Origin of the sequence: Marinobacter psychrophilus (genome assembly GCF_001043175.1) — a bacterium.
Taxonomy (GTDB): domain Bacteria; phylum Pseudomonadota; class Gammaproteobacteria; order Pseudomonadales; family Oleiphilaceae; genus Marinobacter; species Marinobacter psychrophilus.
Genome location: NZ_CP011494.1, coordinates 66,255 through 82,268, shown reverse-complemented (window position 1 = coordinate 82,268; position 16,014 = coordinate 66,255). Strand labels below are relative to the sequence as shown.

Annotated in this window: 17 protein-coding genes and 1 pseudogene; 9 read left to right on the top strand and 9 right to left on the bottom strand. The window is 55.5% G+C overall.

Translation table 11 applies throughout. The features are described 5' to 3' along the window. Positions 1-114 precede the first annotated feature (114 nt). From ABA45_RS00335 to ABA45_RS00310, 6 genes are all read right to left on the bottom strand, one after another. Positions 115-1,350 carry a YbfB/YjiJ family MFS transporter gene (locus ABA45_RS00335; protein WP_084708235.1) on the bottom strand — a complete coding sequence of 412 codons (1,236 nt, stop codon included), beginning with the start codon at positions 1,348-1,350 and terminating at the stop codon, positions 115-117. A 43-nt stretch (positions 1,351-1,393) separates the two neighbouring features. Next, positions 1,394-2,062: an SCO family protein gene (locus ABA45_RS00330; protein ID WP_048383515.1), complete on the bottom strand. Its 669-nt coding sequence runs from the start codon at positions 2,060-2,062 to the stop codon at positions 1,394-1,396. A gap of 19 nt (positions 2,063-2,081) precedes the next feature. Next, positions 2,082-3,062 (bottom strand): heme o synthase, encoded by a 981-nt coding sequence (cyoE, locus tag ABA45_RS00325; RefSeq protein ID WP_048383513.1) that lies wholly within the window; start codon positions 3,060-3,062, stop codon positions 2,082-2,084. Further along, the gene (locus ABA45_RS00320) at positions 3,059-4,192 is read right to left on the bottom strand and encodes a COX15/CtaA family protein (protein WP_048383511.1); all 1,134 of its coding nucleotides are present in this window, start codon (positions 4,190-4,192) and stop codon (positions 3,059-3,061) included. The genes cyoE and ABA45_RS00320 overlap by 4 nt, the downstream gene beginning before the upstream one ends. Positions 4,193-4,203: 11 nt before the next feature. Next, a complete protein-coding gene (locus ABA45_RS00315; RefSeq protein ID WP_048383509.1) occupies positions 4,204-4,854 on the bottom strand; it encodes a hypothetical protein in 651 nt (216 codons plus the stop codon). Positions 4,855-4,938: 84 nt separating this feature from the next. Next, a complete protein-coding gene (locus tag ABA45_RS00310) occupies positions 4,939-5,652 on the bottom strand; it encodes an SURF1 family protein (protein ID WP_227506085.1) in 714 nt (237 codons plus the stop codon). Positions 5,653-5,696: 44 nt separating this feature from the next. Between ABA45_RS00310 and ABA45_RS00305 the strand changes: the two genes are divergently transcribed. Continuing rightward, positions 5,697-5,900: a twin transmembrane helix small protein gene (locus ABA45_RS00305; RefSeq protein WP_014869383.1), complete on the top strand. Its 204-nt coding sequence runs from the start codon at positions 5,697-5,699 to the stop codon at positions 5,898-5,900. Between the two features lie 42 nt (positions 5,901-5,942). On the opposite strand, the gene ABA45_RS00300 is transcribed toward ABA45_RS00305, so the two are convergent. The 3 genes from ABA45_RS00300 to coxB form a co-directional block, all read right to left on the bottom strand. After that, a complete protein-coding gene (locus ABA45_RS00300) occupies positions 5,943-6,830 on the bottom strand; it encodes a cytochrome c oxidase subunit 3 (RefSeq protein ID WP_014869382.1) in 888 nt (295 codons plus the stop codon). A 2-nt stretch (positions 6,831-6,832) separates the two neighbouring features. Further along, positions 6,833-8,440, bottom strand: a complete 1,608-nt coding sequence (gene ctaD / locus ABA45_RS00295) for a cytochrome c oxidase subunit I (protein WP_048388527.1) — start codon at positions 8,438-8,440, stop codon at positions 6,833-6,835. A 68-nt stretch (positions 8,441-8,508) separates the two neighbouring features. Beyond that, on the bottom strand, positions 8,509-9,639 hold the full coding sequence (gene coxB / locus ABA45_RS00290; RefSeq protein WP_048383505.1) for a cytochrome c oxidase subunit II: 1,131 nt from the start codon (positions 9,637-9,639) through the stop codon (positions 8,509-8,511). A 162-nt stretch (positions 9,640-9,801) separates the two neighbouring features. Here coxB and ABA45_RS00285 point away from each other — a divergent pair, with 162 nt between their 5' ends. The 8 genes and pseudogenes from ABA45_RS00285 (at position 9,802) to ABA45_RS00255 (ending at position 15,919) form a co-directional block, all read left to right on the top strand. Next, entirely contained in the window at positions 9,802-11,145 is a 1,344-nt protein-coding gene (locus ABA45_RS00285; RefSeq protein ID WP_048383503.1) for an MATE family efflux transporter, read from the top strand. Positions 11,146-11,337: 192 nt separating this feature from the next. Further along, positions 11,338-11,991 carry a hypothetical protein gene (locus ABA45_RS00280; protein WP_048383501.1) on the top strand — a complete coding sequence of 218 codons (654 nt, stop codon included), beginning with the start codon at positions 11,338-11,340 and terminating at the stop codon, positions 11,989-11,991. Between the two features lie 104 nt (positions 11,992-12,095). Next, entirely contained in the window at positions 12,096-12,482 is a 387-nt protein-coding gene (locus tag ABA45_RS00275) for a DoxX family protein (RefSeq protein ID WP_048383499.1), read from the top strand. A 22-nt stretch (positions 12,483-12,504) separates the two neighbouring features. After that, a complete protein-coding gene (locus ABA45_RS00270) occupies positions 12,505-12,858 on the top strand; it encodes a hypothetical protein (RefSeq protein ID WP_227506083.1) in 354 nt (117 codons plus the stop codon). Continuing rightward, entirely contained in the window at positions 12,858-15,215 is a 2,358-nt protein-coding gene (locus ABA45_RS00265; RefSeq protein WP_048383495.1) for a putative bifunctional diguanylate cyclase/phosphodiesterase, read from the top strand. The genes ABA45_RS00270 and ABA45_RS00265 overlap by 1 nt, the downstream gene beginning before the upstream one ends. A 99-nt stretch (positions 15,216-15,314) precedes the next feature. After that, positions 15,315-15,416: pseudogene (locus ABA45_RS19155) on the top strand (DUF3034 family protein); the annotation flags it as partial. A 4-nt stretch (positions 15,417-15,420) separates the two neighbouring features. Further along, on the top strand, positions 15,421-15,561 hold the full coding sequence (locus tag ABA45_RS19150) for a hypothetical protein (protein WP_227506268.1): 141 nt from the start codon (positions 15,421-15,423) through the stop codon (positions 15,559-15,561). A gap of 127 nt (positions 15,562-15,688) precedes the next feature. After that, positions 15,689-15,919 (top strand): DUF1653 domain-containing protein, encoded by a 231-nt coding sequence (locus ABA45_RS00255; RefSeq protein WP_048383493.1) that lies wholly within the window; start codon positions 15,689-15,691, stop codon positions 15,917-15,919. Positions 15,920-16,014: the final 95 nt, after the last annotated feature.

The window sequence follows — 16,014 nt, the reverse complement described above, 5'->3', positions numbered from 1 at the left end:
TTTCGCCGGAAATGGGTGTCTGAGCGCAGCGAGTTCCATTTCCAAGAAAAAATATTCCCCGCCGCCGCGATCAATCCACCGCAACCAACAGGCTACGCTTTACCGGCAAAAACCTCACACCGCACGAGAATGCCACTCATTGGGCCGCGGCACGAAGAATAGAAACACAAGTCCAAATGCCAGCGCCCCTACCCCTATACCGAACGCTGACGACAAGGTTCCACCAGCATCCAACCACTGCTTAGTCAACCACGGGCCGACCATTTGGGTAAAGCCATACAAGGCCACCATCGCCGCAGACAGGCGTGGCCCCTGGTGCGGATGCAGTGCTCGTCCAATGCGCTGGGTCAGTAATACCGTGCCAAGGAAAGTAACGCCTACCAGGATGGCACATAGAATCAGCCCCGGTGCGCCCGGAATCACCACCGCAGCGAGAACACCCGCTAATTGAATGGCGAAGTTAATCTTCAGCGCCAGAATGTCGCCGATAATCGCACCCAGGCGATTCCATATCCACGGTGCAAGAATGGTGCACAGCGCCACCAGCAACCAGCTGCCGTCCTGCAACCAATGCCCGGGTTTCAGCTCTACGTTGGCCAGCAGGGGCAGAAAGGTCATTGGCAGGATATACCCCAGGCCGGCGCCGGCGTAAGCCAGAAACAGTGGCGTACTGGCTCGGTCGAACAGCCGGGTGCTGAGAGCTTTACCGCACTTGTTAATAGCCACCGGTGGATGCATCGGCACATCTAGCTGCATCAGCTTCCAGGTGCCCCAAGCCGCCAGCGGAACAGAGATAACAGCCGCCGGCCACCAGCGTTCCGGACCTTCCAGCCAGTCCGCCGTGCCGCTGACCACACCTGCGGACAGCAGCAGGCCAAAACCCACTCCGAAATACACCAGCCCGCTCAGGCTGGCGCGGTTACGCAACACCAGCCACTCCAGAATAAGTGCTGGTGCCTGCACAAACACCACGCCATTGGCCACGCCGTTAAGCCAGCGGGTCGTGGAAATAGCCGTCAGATCGGCTTCAACCGCCACCAGCACAGTGGTGGCAATGTGCACCACCACGGCCAGCGGCAAAATACGGCGAATATGGTCAATGCGGTGCCAGCGGATGGCCAGCATGGCACCCATCAGATAGCCCATATAATTCCAGGTGGCCACGGCTGCACCGTCTGCGGCGGAAAACAGGCCGTCATTCATCAAATAAGGCAAAAGTGGGGTGTACATAAAACGCCCAAGGCCGTGCACCACAAGAAGAAGCACCGCACCGGCGGCCAGTGCGGTTAAAAGTTCGCGGGGAGTGGCAGGCGACGAGTGAAGCGCAGAAAACGCCGTTTTCTGAGTCATATGGGTTACTTGTAATTATAAAAAGCGTTGAAGCAGAACTGACTTAATAAGCGGAGCTGTTTGTCTGACGCTGGCGATCTGCCCAGCGGTAAATCTGCTCGAAGCCATCGGCTAGTTGCTGCGGTTTATGGGGCGGCTGGATCAGCGCCACCACTTCAGCTGAGGGGCCGATCAGCGCAAAATGGCCACTGTGGTCCACCAGTAAACCACCCTCCGTTTCACGCTGCACAAACACCGCTCCCAAACTGGTCGCCAGGGCGCGGGTTATGTCTATATCACCACTGTAACCGTGGAAATTTTCACCAAAGAAGCCCGTATAATTTTTTAAAACTTCAGGTGTGTCGTGTTCTGGGTCGGCGCTGATCAGCAGGTAACGGGGCTGGGGCAAGGTCGCAGGCAGCAACTTATTGGTCTGGCGCAGGGCCGCCATGGCTACCGGGCAGATATCAGGGCAGTTGGTGTAGCCTACAAAAGCAAAGGTCCAATGGCCGCGGAGATTTTCACGGGTAACGGTCTGGCCATTTTCATCGGTAAGTTCGAATTCAATCACCGGCCGCGGCGGCTCGTACACATAGATATTGGCACTGGCCAAGTCCGGTGGCGGTTCAACCGGTGCTGGCTCCGCCAGCCAATACCGCGCTATCGAAAGGCCGAATACAGCCACCACCGCCAGTATTAGCAGGATTACCGTTGTGCGAATCTGGCGGGTCATCGGGGCTCCATGTCAGGCATCAAATAATGGCATAGTGATCAACCAGTAAAATGACAAACAATGCCATTAGATAGGTGATGGAATATTTGAAGGTGTCCAGCGCTACACTTCGATCGTCATCGCGCAGCAAGCGTATCGCATACTGTAAAAAACGCGAGCCAAGTACAAGAGCGCCGATTAGATAAATCATACCGGACATTCCAGTCACAAACGGTAGCAGGCTAACCGCAAGCAGAATAATAGTGTACAGGAGGATGTGCAGTTCCGTGTAGTGATTACCGTGGGTCACCGGCAGCATGGGGATGCGGGCCTTGGCGTACTCTTCCTTACGGTGAATTGCCAATGCCCAGAAATGTGGTGGCGTCCAAGCGAAAATAATCAGCACCAGCAGCAGCGCGTGGCCATCTACCTGCCCGGTTACCGCAGTCCAGCCCAGCAGCGGCGGCATGGCGCCGGCTAACCCGCCAATCACAATATTCTGCGGCGTGGCCCGTTTCAGAAAAAGCGTGTACACGCCGGCATAACCCACCAGCGACGCTAGTGTCAGCCAGGCTGTCAGGCTGTTCACCAGCAACATCAATATCACCATACCGCTCAGCGCCAATACGCCTGCAAATAACAGCCCTTCAGCTGCCGAAATCCGCCCCGTGGCGACCGGGCGCTTGTGAGTGCGCGCCATAACAATGTCCACTTTCTGGTCCACAACGTGGTTAATCACCGCGGCCGCCCCGGCCAGCAACGCAATGCCAGCGTTGCCAAACACCAGAACTTGCAAAGACGGCAGACCGGAAACCGCCAGCAGCATGCCAATGACCGAAGTAAGTATCATCATCGCAACGACTTTGGGTTTGGTCAGCTCCAGATAGTCACGCCAGTCCGCCGCGGCACGGTTACCGGCCGAATGGCCGACAGAATTATCGACAGTGTTGCCTAAAGAGTTCCCTAAAGAATTGCCAATAGCGTTGGCTGGAACCGGCAAAACGTTCGCTTGCTCACTCATGCCGTTATCTCCTGATGCTTTTCTGAATTCGTCGAATTGTTTTTATTGTCTTTAGCGCCCGAAAGCTGTGCCTGCAAGCCTTGGGACAACTGACGTTGATGCCAGATTAGGTGAATTACGCTCAGCAACAACAGCGCACCGGTGGCGTTATGAGCCACGGCAACCGCCAGCGGAATGTAAATAATCACATTAGCCAAGCCCAGCCCAATCTGTGCCAGCAGAACAACCGCTACCACCGCCACTGACTGGCCCAGGCCATTGCGCCGGCGCCGGGCCCACAGCAGTCCCAGTAGCACGCTGAAATAAACCAGCACAACGACGGCGCCCAGGCGATGGCTGACATGAATAGCCACCCGGCCATCAGCGTTAAGCTTACCTCCCAGATAATTGGGCCCAACGTGCTGGGTTATATCAAAGCCGTGGGCAAAGTCCATGTCTTGCGGCCACCACTGGCCACCACAGGTGGGTAAGTCGGTACAAGCCACGGCGGCGTAGTTGGCGGCTGTCCACCCGCCCAAGGCAATCTGCATAATCACCAGCAGCAGCCCGCCATAAAGCCAGAGACGCGTGCCGGCGGACTTCAACACGACTGTTTGCGCCAACCCGCCCCGAACGCGGCTGCGTAGCCTTAACACCAGCAGCGCCAGCAAACTCAGGGTGGTAAAGCCTCCTAGCAAATGCAAAGCCACCACCTGGGGCCACAATTTCAGAGTCACAGTCCACATGCCAAACGCGCCTTGCAGCACGATAAAACCGGCTATAAACAGGGGCAGTTTTACCGGGACGTTCAGTTTGCGTTGGCGCACAGCGTAAGCTGCCAGCCCGAACACCAGAATGCCCAACAGGCCGGCAGCATAGCGGTGAATCATCTCGGGCCATCCTTTGGCAACATCCACCGGAGTTTCGGGAAAGCGCGCATTGGCAATGGCCATTTTGGTTTCGCTCTGCGGCACCGTCAGAAAACCGTAGCAACCAGGCCAGTCCGGGCAACCCAGGCCGGCGTGTACCAGTCGGGTCCAGGCGCCGAGCATGATTACCACCACGGCCAGCCCAACGGCCAGAACGGCCAGACGCAACATCAGACGAGGTACCGTAATGGATTCGGTATTGCTGGCGTAATTCGTTGTCATCATCACCCGCCTTAGCCGATTCGCGAGATTTTCAGCAGATGTTTCAGGTCATCCAACACATCGCCCCCCGGCACACTTGCCGGGTAGCGCATCATAATGTTGCCTAATGGGTCTACCAGCAAAAGTTGTGGCGCTTGGGTTGGCTCCACGCCCGGTGGCCATACGGGAGTTTGGGCCGGTAACGGCTCAAACCGCTCCATACGTTCAAAGTCTGCTGGCCAGCGCTGAGCAAGAGCCGGTGGCAGGCTTGTCAGGGCTGCACCACGGCTGACCCGCGTGGCGTATTTGCCGAGCGCAATATTGGTTTGACGGGTGGTGTACAGCAGTTGTTGGCAAACCTCGGTGCAATTGTCCGCCACCACCAGAAGCAACCAGGTGGCGCTGGTTTGCGTGGGGCCGAAACGGGCTGCCAAAGGCGCGCCCTGTGCGGTTTGCAACTGCAAATCGCTAAGCGGAACAAGAGGCGTCACCAAAGCACCGTTGTTCGTATGCTCAGCCGGATTGAGCCGGCCGCCGTAGAACATCGCGCTGGCCAGAATAATCGGGCCAAAACCCACCGCCATAAGCAGCAGCGCCATGCGCCGCCCTTTGCGTATCTGCTGCGGACTCATGGGCTTGGGTGAGGCTTTCTGGGAAGTCTGCTGGGCCACCGTTGTTGTCATTATTGGCTCCTGAACGGGTGACGTCTGTTAAAGAACGACGATTAAGTAGAACTGCGAAAACATTACTACAGGACTTCTGCATTGCTAATCTGCAGCTTTACGGTAACTGGCCACCACCGTCAATATAGTTAGCATTAGCGCCAACGCAAACCACTGGGTAGCGTAACCGTAATGGGTTGCGACGGCCATTCGGTCTGGCGCCCAGTCGGCCCGCAATGCGCCAGGCTGGTTCTGGTCAGCCAGGCGCAAAATCAACCTGGGCAATTCCGGCACCACGTCCTGCGCCACCTCCGGAGGCAGGCTTTGCACCCGCCTTGGCCAACCGCTGCCTGGCTGAACGGCCGCCAGCACCGGTGGTTGGGGAAAGTCTGCCAGGCGCCCGGAAATTTCTACCCATTTTTGTGTTGCTGGGATTTCCGGCAACTGCTCGCGGGTACGCGGTGCAATTACCCAGCCGCGATTTACAACCAGCGCAGGCCCCTGGAGTGGATAAAACACCGTTAACACTTCGTATCCGGCCATGCCATCACGGGTGCGATTGTCCAGCAGCCAGGTGGTGTCTCCATACGATCCGTTAAGCTGCACGGGGCGACCTGCGTCCAGGCCTTGTTCTACCAGCTGCGGCCAGGCCAATTCAGATGTCTGCTGGTCCCACTGAACCTGCTGTTGCTGCTTAAACTCGGCGCGCTGCAGCTGCCACACCCCCAAACCCAGTAACAGCGGCAAAAACAGCCCGCTAAACAGCATAAGACGCCAATCCCAGTGCCAGTAACGCCGTGGACCCTGCGAATCACCCATGCTTTGCTATAGTGAACAGACAAGCTAACCGAGCGGACCTGTACATGTTAAAAACTCTCATTGTTACCCTATTACTGGCGGTGATCGTCAGCCTGTTCAGCGGCCTGTTTTTTCTCATTCGCGACGGTGGAAAAACCAATCGCGTCATCAATTCCCTCGCGCTGCGCGTTGCCCTGAGCGTGCTGTTGCTGCTGGTCATTCTGCTGTCGCTTTGGCAAGGCGGCTTAACGCTGAATCCGACACCCTAACGTCAGCCCTGATAGCAGCTCTGACAAGGCAGATGTGCAATGTCAGATCACGTACACAAAGACAAACAGCACCAACCAAACCACATCGACGAAGTGCCAATACCAGGCCACCGCCTCGAACCCGAAGTGGTTATCAGCGCTGAAATGACCTTTGCTAATGCGTATTAGCATCACAATCAACATGATGGTGCCCAAAATCACGTGAGCGCCGTGGAACCCGGTCAACATAAAAAAGGTACTGCCATAAATCCCGGACTGCAGCGTCAGGTTCAGATCCTGATAGGCGTGCATGTATTCTTCGGCCTGCAAACCCACAAATACCAGCGCCAGAATAATCGTGGCGCCCAGCCACAGCTTCAATTTTTTACGGTTATCGGCCCTTAACGCATGATGGGCAACGGTAATGGTGAATGACGAGCTCACCAATAAAATGGTGTTTATCAACGGCAAGCCCCAGGGCCCGATAACCCCCTTGGGCGCTGGGTACAAGCTAGGGTCGGGCGTGTTAAGCAACGGCCAGGTCGCCTGAAACCCTTCCCACAACATATTCGAGCTACCGCGATCGCCCTCGCCCCCCAGCCAGGGAATGGCAAACACCCGGGCGTAAAACAGGGCGCCAAAAAACGCTGCGAAAAACATGATTTCAGAAAAAATAAACCAGCTCATGCCCCAGCGGAAAGACCGGTCCATTTGTGGGCTGTAAAGGCCAGCGCGGCTTTCACGCACCACGCTGCCAAACCAGCCGAAAATCATATAGGCCATCAATAACATGCCCACAATAAAGATCATCCAGCCACTTCTGGTACTGGCACCCTGACCGCCGTCAACCATAATAGTGGCTGCGCCAAACAGCGTTGTACCCAGCCCAAACGTAGCAATAATCGGCCACTTGCTTTGATCCGGTACGTAATACTCCTGGTGTTCCGACATAATCAATGCACCTCCGGTGGTGTGGAGAAGGTGTGGTAAGGCGCAGGTGAAGGCACTGTCCATTCGAGGCCCTCTGCGCCGTCCCAGGGCTTGGCCGCTGCATGTTCACCGCCGCCGCGGGCGCATTTCACAACGATAAACAGAAACAGAAGCTGGGTAGCCCCGAACACGAATGCACCTATGCTAGACACCATGTTGAAATCGGCAAATTGCAGGGCGTAATCCGGAATTCGCCGCGGCATACCCGCCAGCCCCAAAAAGTGCATGGGGAAAAACGCCAGGTTCATACCCACAAACGACAGCCAGAAATGGGTCTTGGCCAGGGTTTCGTCATACATATAGCCGGTCCACTTGGGCAGCCAAAAGTACGCAGAAGCAAAGATCCCAAAAATTGCGCCTGGCACCAGCACGTAATGGAAATGCGCCACCACAAAGTAGGTGTCGTGGTATTGGAAATCGGCCGGAGCAATGGCCAGCATCAGCCCGGAGAACCCACCCACAGTGAACAGAATGATGAACGCAATGGCAAACAGCATCGGGGCCTCGAAGGTCATCGAACCGCGGAACATGGTCGCTACCCAATTAAACACCTTAACCCCGGTGGGTACCGCGATCAGCAACGTGGCGTACATAAAGAACAACTGGCCGGCAATGGGAATACCCACCGTAAACATGTGGTGAGCCCATACCAAAAAAGACAGCAGCGCAATAGCGCCCACCGCGTACACCATAGAGGCATAGCCAAACAGCGGTTTGCGGGAAAATGCCGGGATTATGTGCGAAATAGCACCAAACGCCGGCAAAATCATGATGTACACCTCGGGGTGCCCGAAGAACCAGAATATGTGCTGGAACAGCACCGGGTCACCGCCGCCAGAGGCGTCAAAGAAGCTGGTGCCGAAATTGATGTCCATCAGCATCATGGTCAACACGCCTGCCAGCACCGGCATAACCGCCAGCAAAAGAAACGCGGTAATCAGCCAGGTCCAGACAAACAGGGGCATTTTCATCAGTGTCATGCCCGGCGCACGCATGTTCAGAATCGTGGCAATCACGTTGATGGCGCCCATAATCGACGACGCACCGGCAATATGCAGGGCAAATATGAAGTAAGTGGTACTGGGTGGACCGTAAGTAGTCGACAGCGGCGCATAGAATGTCCAGCCGAAGTTAGGGCCGCCACCATCCATAAACAGAGTGGATACCAGAATCAGGAAGGAGCAGGGCAGCAACCAAAAGCTCCAATTGTTCATCCGCGGCAGCGCCATATCCGGTGCACCAACCATCAGCGGTAACATCCAGTTAGCCAGACCCACAAAGGCCGGCATCACTGCACCGAACACCATAATAAGCCCGTGCATGGTGGTCATCTGGTTGAAAAATTCCGGCTGTACGATTTGTAACCCGGGCTGGAACAGTTCGGCGCGGATGACCATAGCCATGGAGCCGCCCAACAAAAACATAGCGAAACTGAATATCAGGTACATGGTCCCGATATCTTTGTGGTTGGTCGTAAACAGCCAACGAGTCCAACCCTTGGCTGGACCGTGATGATCGTGGTTCTGCCCTAAAGAATGCTCTGAGGTGTGAGCGTCTGCAACCGTACTCATAATTTCTCCCGTAACCGCCGTGTTATTCTTGTAGAGGTCTGGGTTGGCAGCGTGGCGCCGCCAACGGGTCACTGTTGTTGCTGAACCTTGTAATCAAAAATTTCCTTGGGCGTCACCATGTCGCCGACGTTGTTACCCCAGGCGTTACGCTCGTAGGTGATAATCGCCGCAATATCGACTTCGTTGAGCTGCTCGCCAAAGGCTTGCATGGCGGTACCGCGCTTGCCGTTGACCACAATATCGATATGGCCAGTCATGTCGCCGACGGCGATAGCACTGCCACGCAGCGCCGGAAACGACGGCGGCAAGCCGCTGCCATCGGCCTGGTGGCAGGCGGCACAAGCGCTTTGGTAGCTTTGCTCACCGCGCTCCATCAGCTCGGCCATGGTCCATTCTTTTTGAGTCAGCTCTTTTTCTTTCTCAGCCGCGGCGCGCTGCTCACCAACCCAGGTCTGGTATTCAGCCTGCGGCACCGCTTCTACAACAATGGGCATGAAGCCGTGGTCTTTACCGCACAGCTCGGTGCACTGGCCGCGGTAGGTACCCGGCGTGTCCACTCGTATCCAGGCTTCGTTGATAAAACCGGGAATGGCGTCTTTTTTCAGTCCGAACTCTGGCACCCACCAAGAGTGAATCACATCGTTTGCGGTCATCAACAATCGAACTTTCTGGCCCACCGGCACCACCAGCGGGTTATCGACTTCCAGCAAGTAATTTTCGCCTTTGGTCTGGCGGTTATTAATCTGGTCGCGGGGGGTGCTCAAACTGGAGAAGTAACCGAACTCGTCGTCTAGGTAGTCGTATTTCCATTTCCACTGATAGCCGGTGATCTTGATGTCCACATCAGCTTCGGTGGTGTCATACATATCAATCAGCGTGACGGTGGCCGGAACCGCCATAGCCACAAGAATAACCAGAGGAATGATGGTCCAAAGCACTTCCACTGTGGTGTTCTCGTGGAAATTCGCGGGTTTGTGACCGCGAGACTTACGATGGGCGAAGATCGACCAGAACATGACGCCGAACACCACAACACCGATGACGACACAGATCCACAGAATGGTCATGTGCAAGCCATAAATGTCGTTGCTGGTTTGGGTAACACCGGGTCTCATGTTCATGGCCCAGTCCGCCATGGACATTGCCGGGAACAAAGCCAAGCCGCATAGGGCCCAAGCCCGTTTTGCGCGCACACGCATATTGCGTCTCCACATGGATTATTATTGTTGGGTGACAGTCTGTATTTGAATATCTTAAATGTCAGTATAGACACAGATAATGAAAAGGCTAACAAACAGCTGAAATTCAACAATGTTATGATCCCAACGCTTTACCGCCGTGACTGTTCTGGGTAGCCGTTTATGAAGCCTTTGCACCGTTTGACCCGTCTGGACCGCCGATTGTGGGCCTTGGCGTGGCCGTTGATGCTTACCAACCTGACTGTACCAATGCTTGGCCTGGTAGACACCGCTGTGCTGGGGCACCTGCCAGATCCGCAATACCTCGGCGCTGTGGCTGTGGGCGCTAACCTGTTCAGCATTTTGTATTGGACCTTCGGCTTTATGCGCATGGGCACCACCGGTTTGGTGGCTCAGGCCTGGGGCAAACGTGACGAGCATGAGCAGGTAGCACTGCTGGTGCGCTCGCTGTTGTTGGCAGTCGTCATCGGTTTGGTGCTGATTACTTTTCAAAAGCCATTGATACACGCCGGTCTGTCGCTGATGAACCCCAGCGCAGGCGTGTTGGAACTAGCCTCCGAATACGCTGCCATCCGCATCTGGAGCGCGCCGGCGGTACTGTGCCAGTACACCCTGGTGGGTTGGCTGATTGGCACCCAGTATTCCCGCGGCCCAATGATCATGCTGGTGGTGGCCAACGGTGTGAATCTAGTTCTAGACGTGCTGTTTGTGACCGGATTCGGCTGGAACAGCCGCGGGGTGGCCATGGCTACGGTGATAGCGGAATACGGTGCGGCGCTGATTGGTTTGGCGATCGTGTTACGGCGCATGCCCGAAGGCCAGCGCATGACCCGCGCGCTGATTGGCACCCTTGCCGACTACCTGCGCATACTTCAGGTAAACCGTTTTATTATGGTGCGCACCATCGCCTTGCTGCTGGCGTTTGCCTTTTTTACCGCTCAAGGCGCGCGCCAAGGCGACGCTATTCTGGCAGCCAACGCGGTACTGTTTACTTTTCTGCTGGTTATCTCCAACGCCCTGGATGGCTTTGCTAACGCCGCTGAAGCTCTGATCGGCGAGGCCGTCGGCCGTGGCAGCCGGCGCCAGTTCAAGCGGGTATTCGACACCGCCCTACGCTGGTCGATTTGGGGTGCCTTGCTGCTGACAGCGCTTTTCGTGCTGGGCGGCCAGACGCTGATCGGATTATTAACCAACATCGAAGCCGTGCAAATCAACGCTTGGCAGTATCTGCCCTGGGTGTGGCTGCTGCCTTTCACCGCGGTGTGGGGGTTTCTATTTGACGGCGTTTTCATTGGCGCCACCCAAACCCGAGCCATGCAGAACACCATGCTATTTGCCGCCCTGGGCGTATATTTGCCGGTGTGGTGGCTAACCACCGACTGGGGAAATCACGGGCTGTGGTTTGCGATGATCAGCCTGATGCTGGCGCGAGCACTGAGTATGGGGTTGGTATACCTGCACTTTAATCGTCAGGGGCGCTGGTTTCGCGATAAGGAAAGCCGATAACAGCTTCCCACAGCCAAGTTAAATTGTTATCGCCCCGGCCGGCAAGGCTGAAATAGTCGTCTACACTTTATTTACATTACAGGCTTCACCCTGCACCTAACCAGGTCATTTGCCTGCACAACCCATATACCCGTGACATGAACGGGAGGCGCCATGCGATCTTTTTACGTATCGACACCGGCAACCGTGTACATGACTCCGAAAGCAGTCCTGGACATCATTGACACTGCAAGGTGCAGGGAAGCTCGCTCAGGCGCTTTTTGGCGCCAACTGCAGTTGCGTGCCAAGGCGCTGCCAACGTGCATCAGCTTTAACAGTCAAGCGCCGGCTAGCTGCCTGTTTCAGTTTTCAGTGGAATACATCGAAACAGCCCCGCGGCTGATTCACGCGGTTGACACCTGCGCCCGCGAAGCCGGCCACGAAGGTCTATTCACGCCCTTTCTAGACGCCGCCACCCGTTTTTTCACCAACCCGTCTGTGCTTCTTAGCCACTATATCGGCCTTGACGGGCTGCTAATCAGCGCCTATCTGTGCCACCGCCTGATGGAAGATATGTACGAAAATAACCACAGCTTCCGCCGCAGCCAACTGGTGGATTTGGAGGCCACACGGGCCAACCTGCTGGTACACGAGCTCATTGGCGAGCCCTTCGCCAACGAGCTGGACGACGCGGTAGCGATAACCGTGCGGCAGATTGCCGGCAGCCCGAACTACTACGATCTTGATCTGGACCCGTTCGTGGCACGAGCCAACAACGCGGCTTGGGACTCAATGCGTCAGTATTGGGAAAATCTGCTGGTGCGCAACCACATCCGCTTTACTCTGGGCAATCGCCGCCGGCGCTAGCCCCTTTTACACTCAGCATTTTTTATATCACATTCATTGCCTTGCGCCTGACGCCGAAGTCGTTAAGCTGTGCGCTGTCTTTTACCTGCCCCGGGGCCCAAACCATGCTTACCAATACCGATCTTGGAAAACTGATTATCCGCCTCACTTTGGGCTGCCTGCTGTTGTTTCACGGCATCGATAAACTGATGAACGGTGTGGGCTTTATTGAAGCCCAGCTAATCAGCCTTAACCTGCCGGCGTTTCTGGCCTGGGGCGTAATCATTGGCGAAGTACTGGCCCCATTGATGATTATTCTGGGTTTTCACACCCGCACCGGCTCCTTGTTAATTGTGGCAAACATGTTGGTGGCCCTGATTCTAGTCCACAGCCACCAGTTGATGCTGCTCGGCAGCAACGGCGGGCTGCACCTGGAACTGCAGTTCTTCTATCTGATGAGTGCTGTAGCCGTGTTTTTCCTAGGTTCAGGCCGCTATACCCTCCGCAACTGAGTGCTAAACGAGGATTCCGTGTTTGCTGAAGCCCCGCAGGCACCTGACCACTGTTGCCACTTTAAAGGAGAAGGTTAGCGGGTTTATCGATATGGAGGCCGTCATTGTTGTCGCCGATAGCCGAGCCATCGGCCAAACCAATGAGCAGGGCGAGGTAACGATCGCGCTAGACTTCGGCGACACTCAGGTACCCGGCTCGCTGAGCCTGAATGTCTGGCACCCACGCCTACCAGACAACACCAGGCCGCTGGTTCGGGAAATTAATGCGACCAGCCTGACAAATCCCAGTAGAGAAACCGTCAGCATTGAGCTTACGCCCGAGCCACGCATCGAGAGCCCGATGAATGATCTTCAAAAGCGATTTCAGGAACTTTGATGGGTGGACGGACTAACCGCATAGGGTTTCGCGGTCGCCTGGTTACGGCCATGGTTGCTATGGTCGCGCTGGTAAGCCTGCTGATCGGCGCGCTGATGATGGTGTACCTGTTCGAAGACGAACAGCGCCGTGCCATGGAACAACTCACGATAGCCGAGCGCTTGACCACAGAGATGATTGACCGCCGCACCGATCTCGAGCTCTCCCGTTTGGATGTCGTTGTCCGCGACTTTGGTTTTCGTTCTGCCATTGCCAGCCGCAATCCGGCAACCCTGAACAGCGCTCTGGAAAACCACAGCGCGCACGTAAACGCAGACTTTGCGCTACTGCTGGATAGCCAGGGACAACTCTTGGCATCTACGTTGACACAAACGATACCCAACATTACCGAAACGCAGCTGGCCACAGCGCGTAAAAACGGTGCTGACCGTTCACTGCTCATCATTAACCAGCGCGGCTATGAGGTGCTGGTCATTCCTGTCGAAGCACCCGGATTAAGAGCATGGCTGGTTGCCGGTTTCGAGCTCAATCAGGAACTGGCTAATGTCATCGCCCGGCTCAGCGGCAGTTCGGTTATTTTTCGAGCAAGCCCGAATGGCTCCGGCGGATTCACTAACTTTGCCGCGTCCTCCGATATCGAAAACGCCGGGAACCCAGCTCTAAAAATATCTGCAAATGACCGAAACTTCATCAAAAGCGACCGCTACTTCACCCGCACGCTAAACCTGGGTGTTTTCGAGCAAAGCTCATTCGAGGCGGTTCTACTAACCAGCCGGGAAGCCAGTCTGCAAAACTATTACAGTCGCGGCCTGGAAATAGCCATGCTGGTGACTGTCATCATGGCACTTGCCATATTACTGGCACTGCTTACCGCCAGGCATCTTGGCCGGCCGGTGTTGCAACTGGCCCATTACGCTCGAGCCGTTGGGCAGGGGGAAAACCCGCCAGTGCCTGACATCCGCACCGGAGGCGAGCTGAGGCAACTCAGAGATACGCTTCGGGACACACTGGCCCGGCTTATCCGTCGTGAAACGGAAATCCGCCATACCGCAAGCCATGACGAAGTCACCGGGCTGGGCAACCGTAACGCCTTGCTGCAAAAAGCCGAAGATGGCTTTAACGCCGGTAAACCCTGTAGCCTGATCGGCCTGCGCGTTAGCGACCTTTCTGACATCAACGATACGCTTGGCCTGGAGTTCGGCGACAAAATTCTGCTTAGTCTCTCGCAACGGCTGCGTGATGAACTTCCGGATGCCAGCCTGATTGCTCGCACCGGTGGCGGTGAGTTTCTGGCTCTGATTCCCAAGCTTAGCCCTGAAGCGCTGGAGCAACTTGCGCTGACTTTGCGTAACATTGCCGAATCACCCCTAAATATCGACAACACCCCGTTTTCCCTACGTGCAAGCTTGATAACACTGCAATTACCTGCCGATGCCAGCCAAACCAATGAGCTGAGAAGACGCGTAAACCTGACCTTTGAGCAGGCTTTGCAAAAAGGTGTTGCGATTGCGCGATATAAGCCGGGTCAAGATGAAAACCACCTACGCGAACTCAAACTGGTCTCAGACCTGCACAGTGCAATACGCCACGACGACCTGCACATGAACTACCAACCTAAATTGGATAACGGCACCGGGCAGTTGCTTCAAGTGGAAGCTCTGGTGCGCTGGATACACCCGGAACTGGGCTTTATATCACCGGAAGAATTCACCTTCCTTGCCGAGCAGTCTGGGCAGATCCATGACCTGACAGATCATGTCCTGCAGAAGGTTGCCAACGATGCCCGCGCCTGGTTCAACGCGGGCCTGGATGTCGGTGTCGCAATCAACCTGTCCGCAATGGACTTGACCTGGCCGGCACTGACCGATCGCGTAGCCAGCATTTTCAGCGACTGGCACCACAACATGGAGCGCATCACTCTGGAAGTAACAGAAGGCGCATTGATGGAGGACCCAGTAGAAGCGATGGCGACATTGAACCGCCTCCGTAACCTCGGCGTAACCCTGTCCGTTGACGATTTTGGTACTGGCTATTCTTCGCTTTCACAGCTGCGCAAACTACCCGTTCAGGAACTGAAAATAGACAAATCCTTTGTGCTCAGACTAAATTCCGAACCTCAGGACCAGTTGATTGTAAGATCCACCATCGATATGGCCCACGGGCTTGGGCTAAAAGTAGTCGCCGAGGGTATCGAGAACCTTGAAACCTGGAAATTGCTGCAGGCTTGGGGCTGCGATGTCGGCCAAGGCTTTTATCTGAGCCGTCCGGTTTCTGCGGATAAACTTGCGCAAACGGTTACAGCCCTGGCAGAACGCCAGCAGGAACTGAGTGAAAAAACGCCGGAGCCTTCGCCATGACACGTTTTTTCAGCACCCGGGCTGAAGTTACATTCGCACGGAAGACCCTGGATCTAAGCAGCCTTAAAAAAGGATGAACTCAATCAGGATGTTTTCGGGGTGAAAGTACGGCTGACAGGAGACGCTCTCTATAGAACTTGGGGCCAGTGGTCTGCCGGCGTGCAGCACAAACGGCAGCAGGATTTTACGGTACTGGAAGCTATCGGTGCCCGAGACGACAGCGGCATGGACGTCTATTTTGCCGGGTCCAAACTGTTTTTTTGCCACTGTGCTTGGCCGCAACCTGCTGCTAAACGCCACCGTGCGTGGAACCCGTGCCAACAGCGGCGCAGAATCGGCTGATTAAAAAACTGCTACCGATGTACCCAGATATCCAGCATCTTTGAAAGCCCGCAGCGAAAAAAGGTCACAAAAAGGTTATAAAGACAACAGCAGCAAAAACAAGTGCAACGCAAACAAGGCACAACACCCGCATGACTAAAAAAGAAATAGATGTCCTTCCGGGCCGCTATCGGCACTACAAGGGCAAAGATTACGAAGTGATCGACATTGCCCGCCACAGCGAGACCGAGGAAAAATTGGTGGTCTACCGCTGCCTCTACGGCGATTACAGCCTTTGGGTGCGCCCCCTCAGCATATTCCGCGAAACCGTAAACGTTGCAGGGGAGCAGCTTCCGCGTTTTGCTCGTATCGACCAACCCTAAACGTTACACACGCCCTTTGACTAAGCTGGCAAATTACTGCACATTACCGCGTTTTCATAATCTCGGCCTTCGCAAGAAGGCCGGATAACTCATTA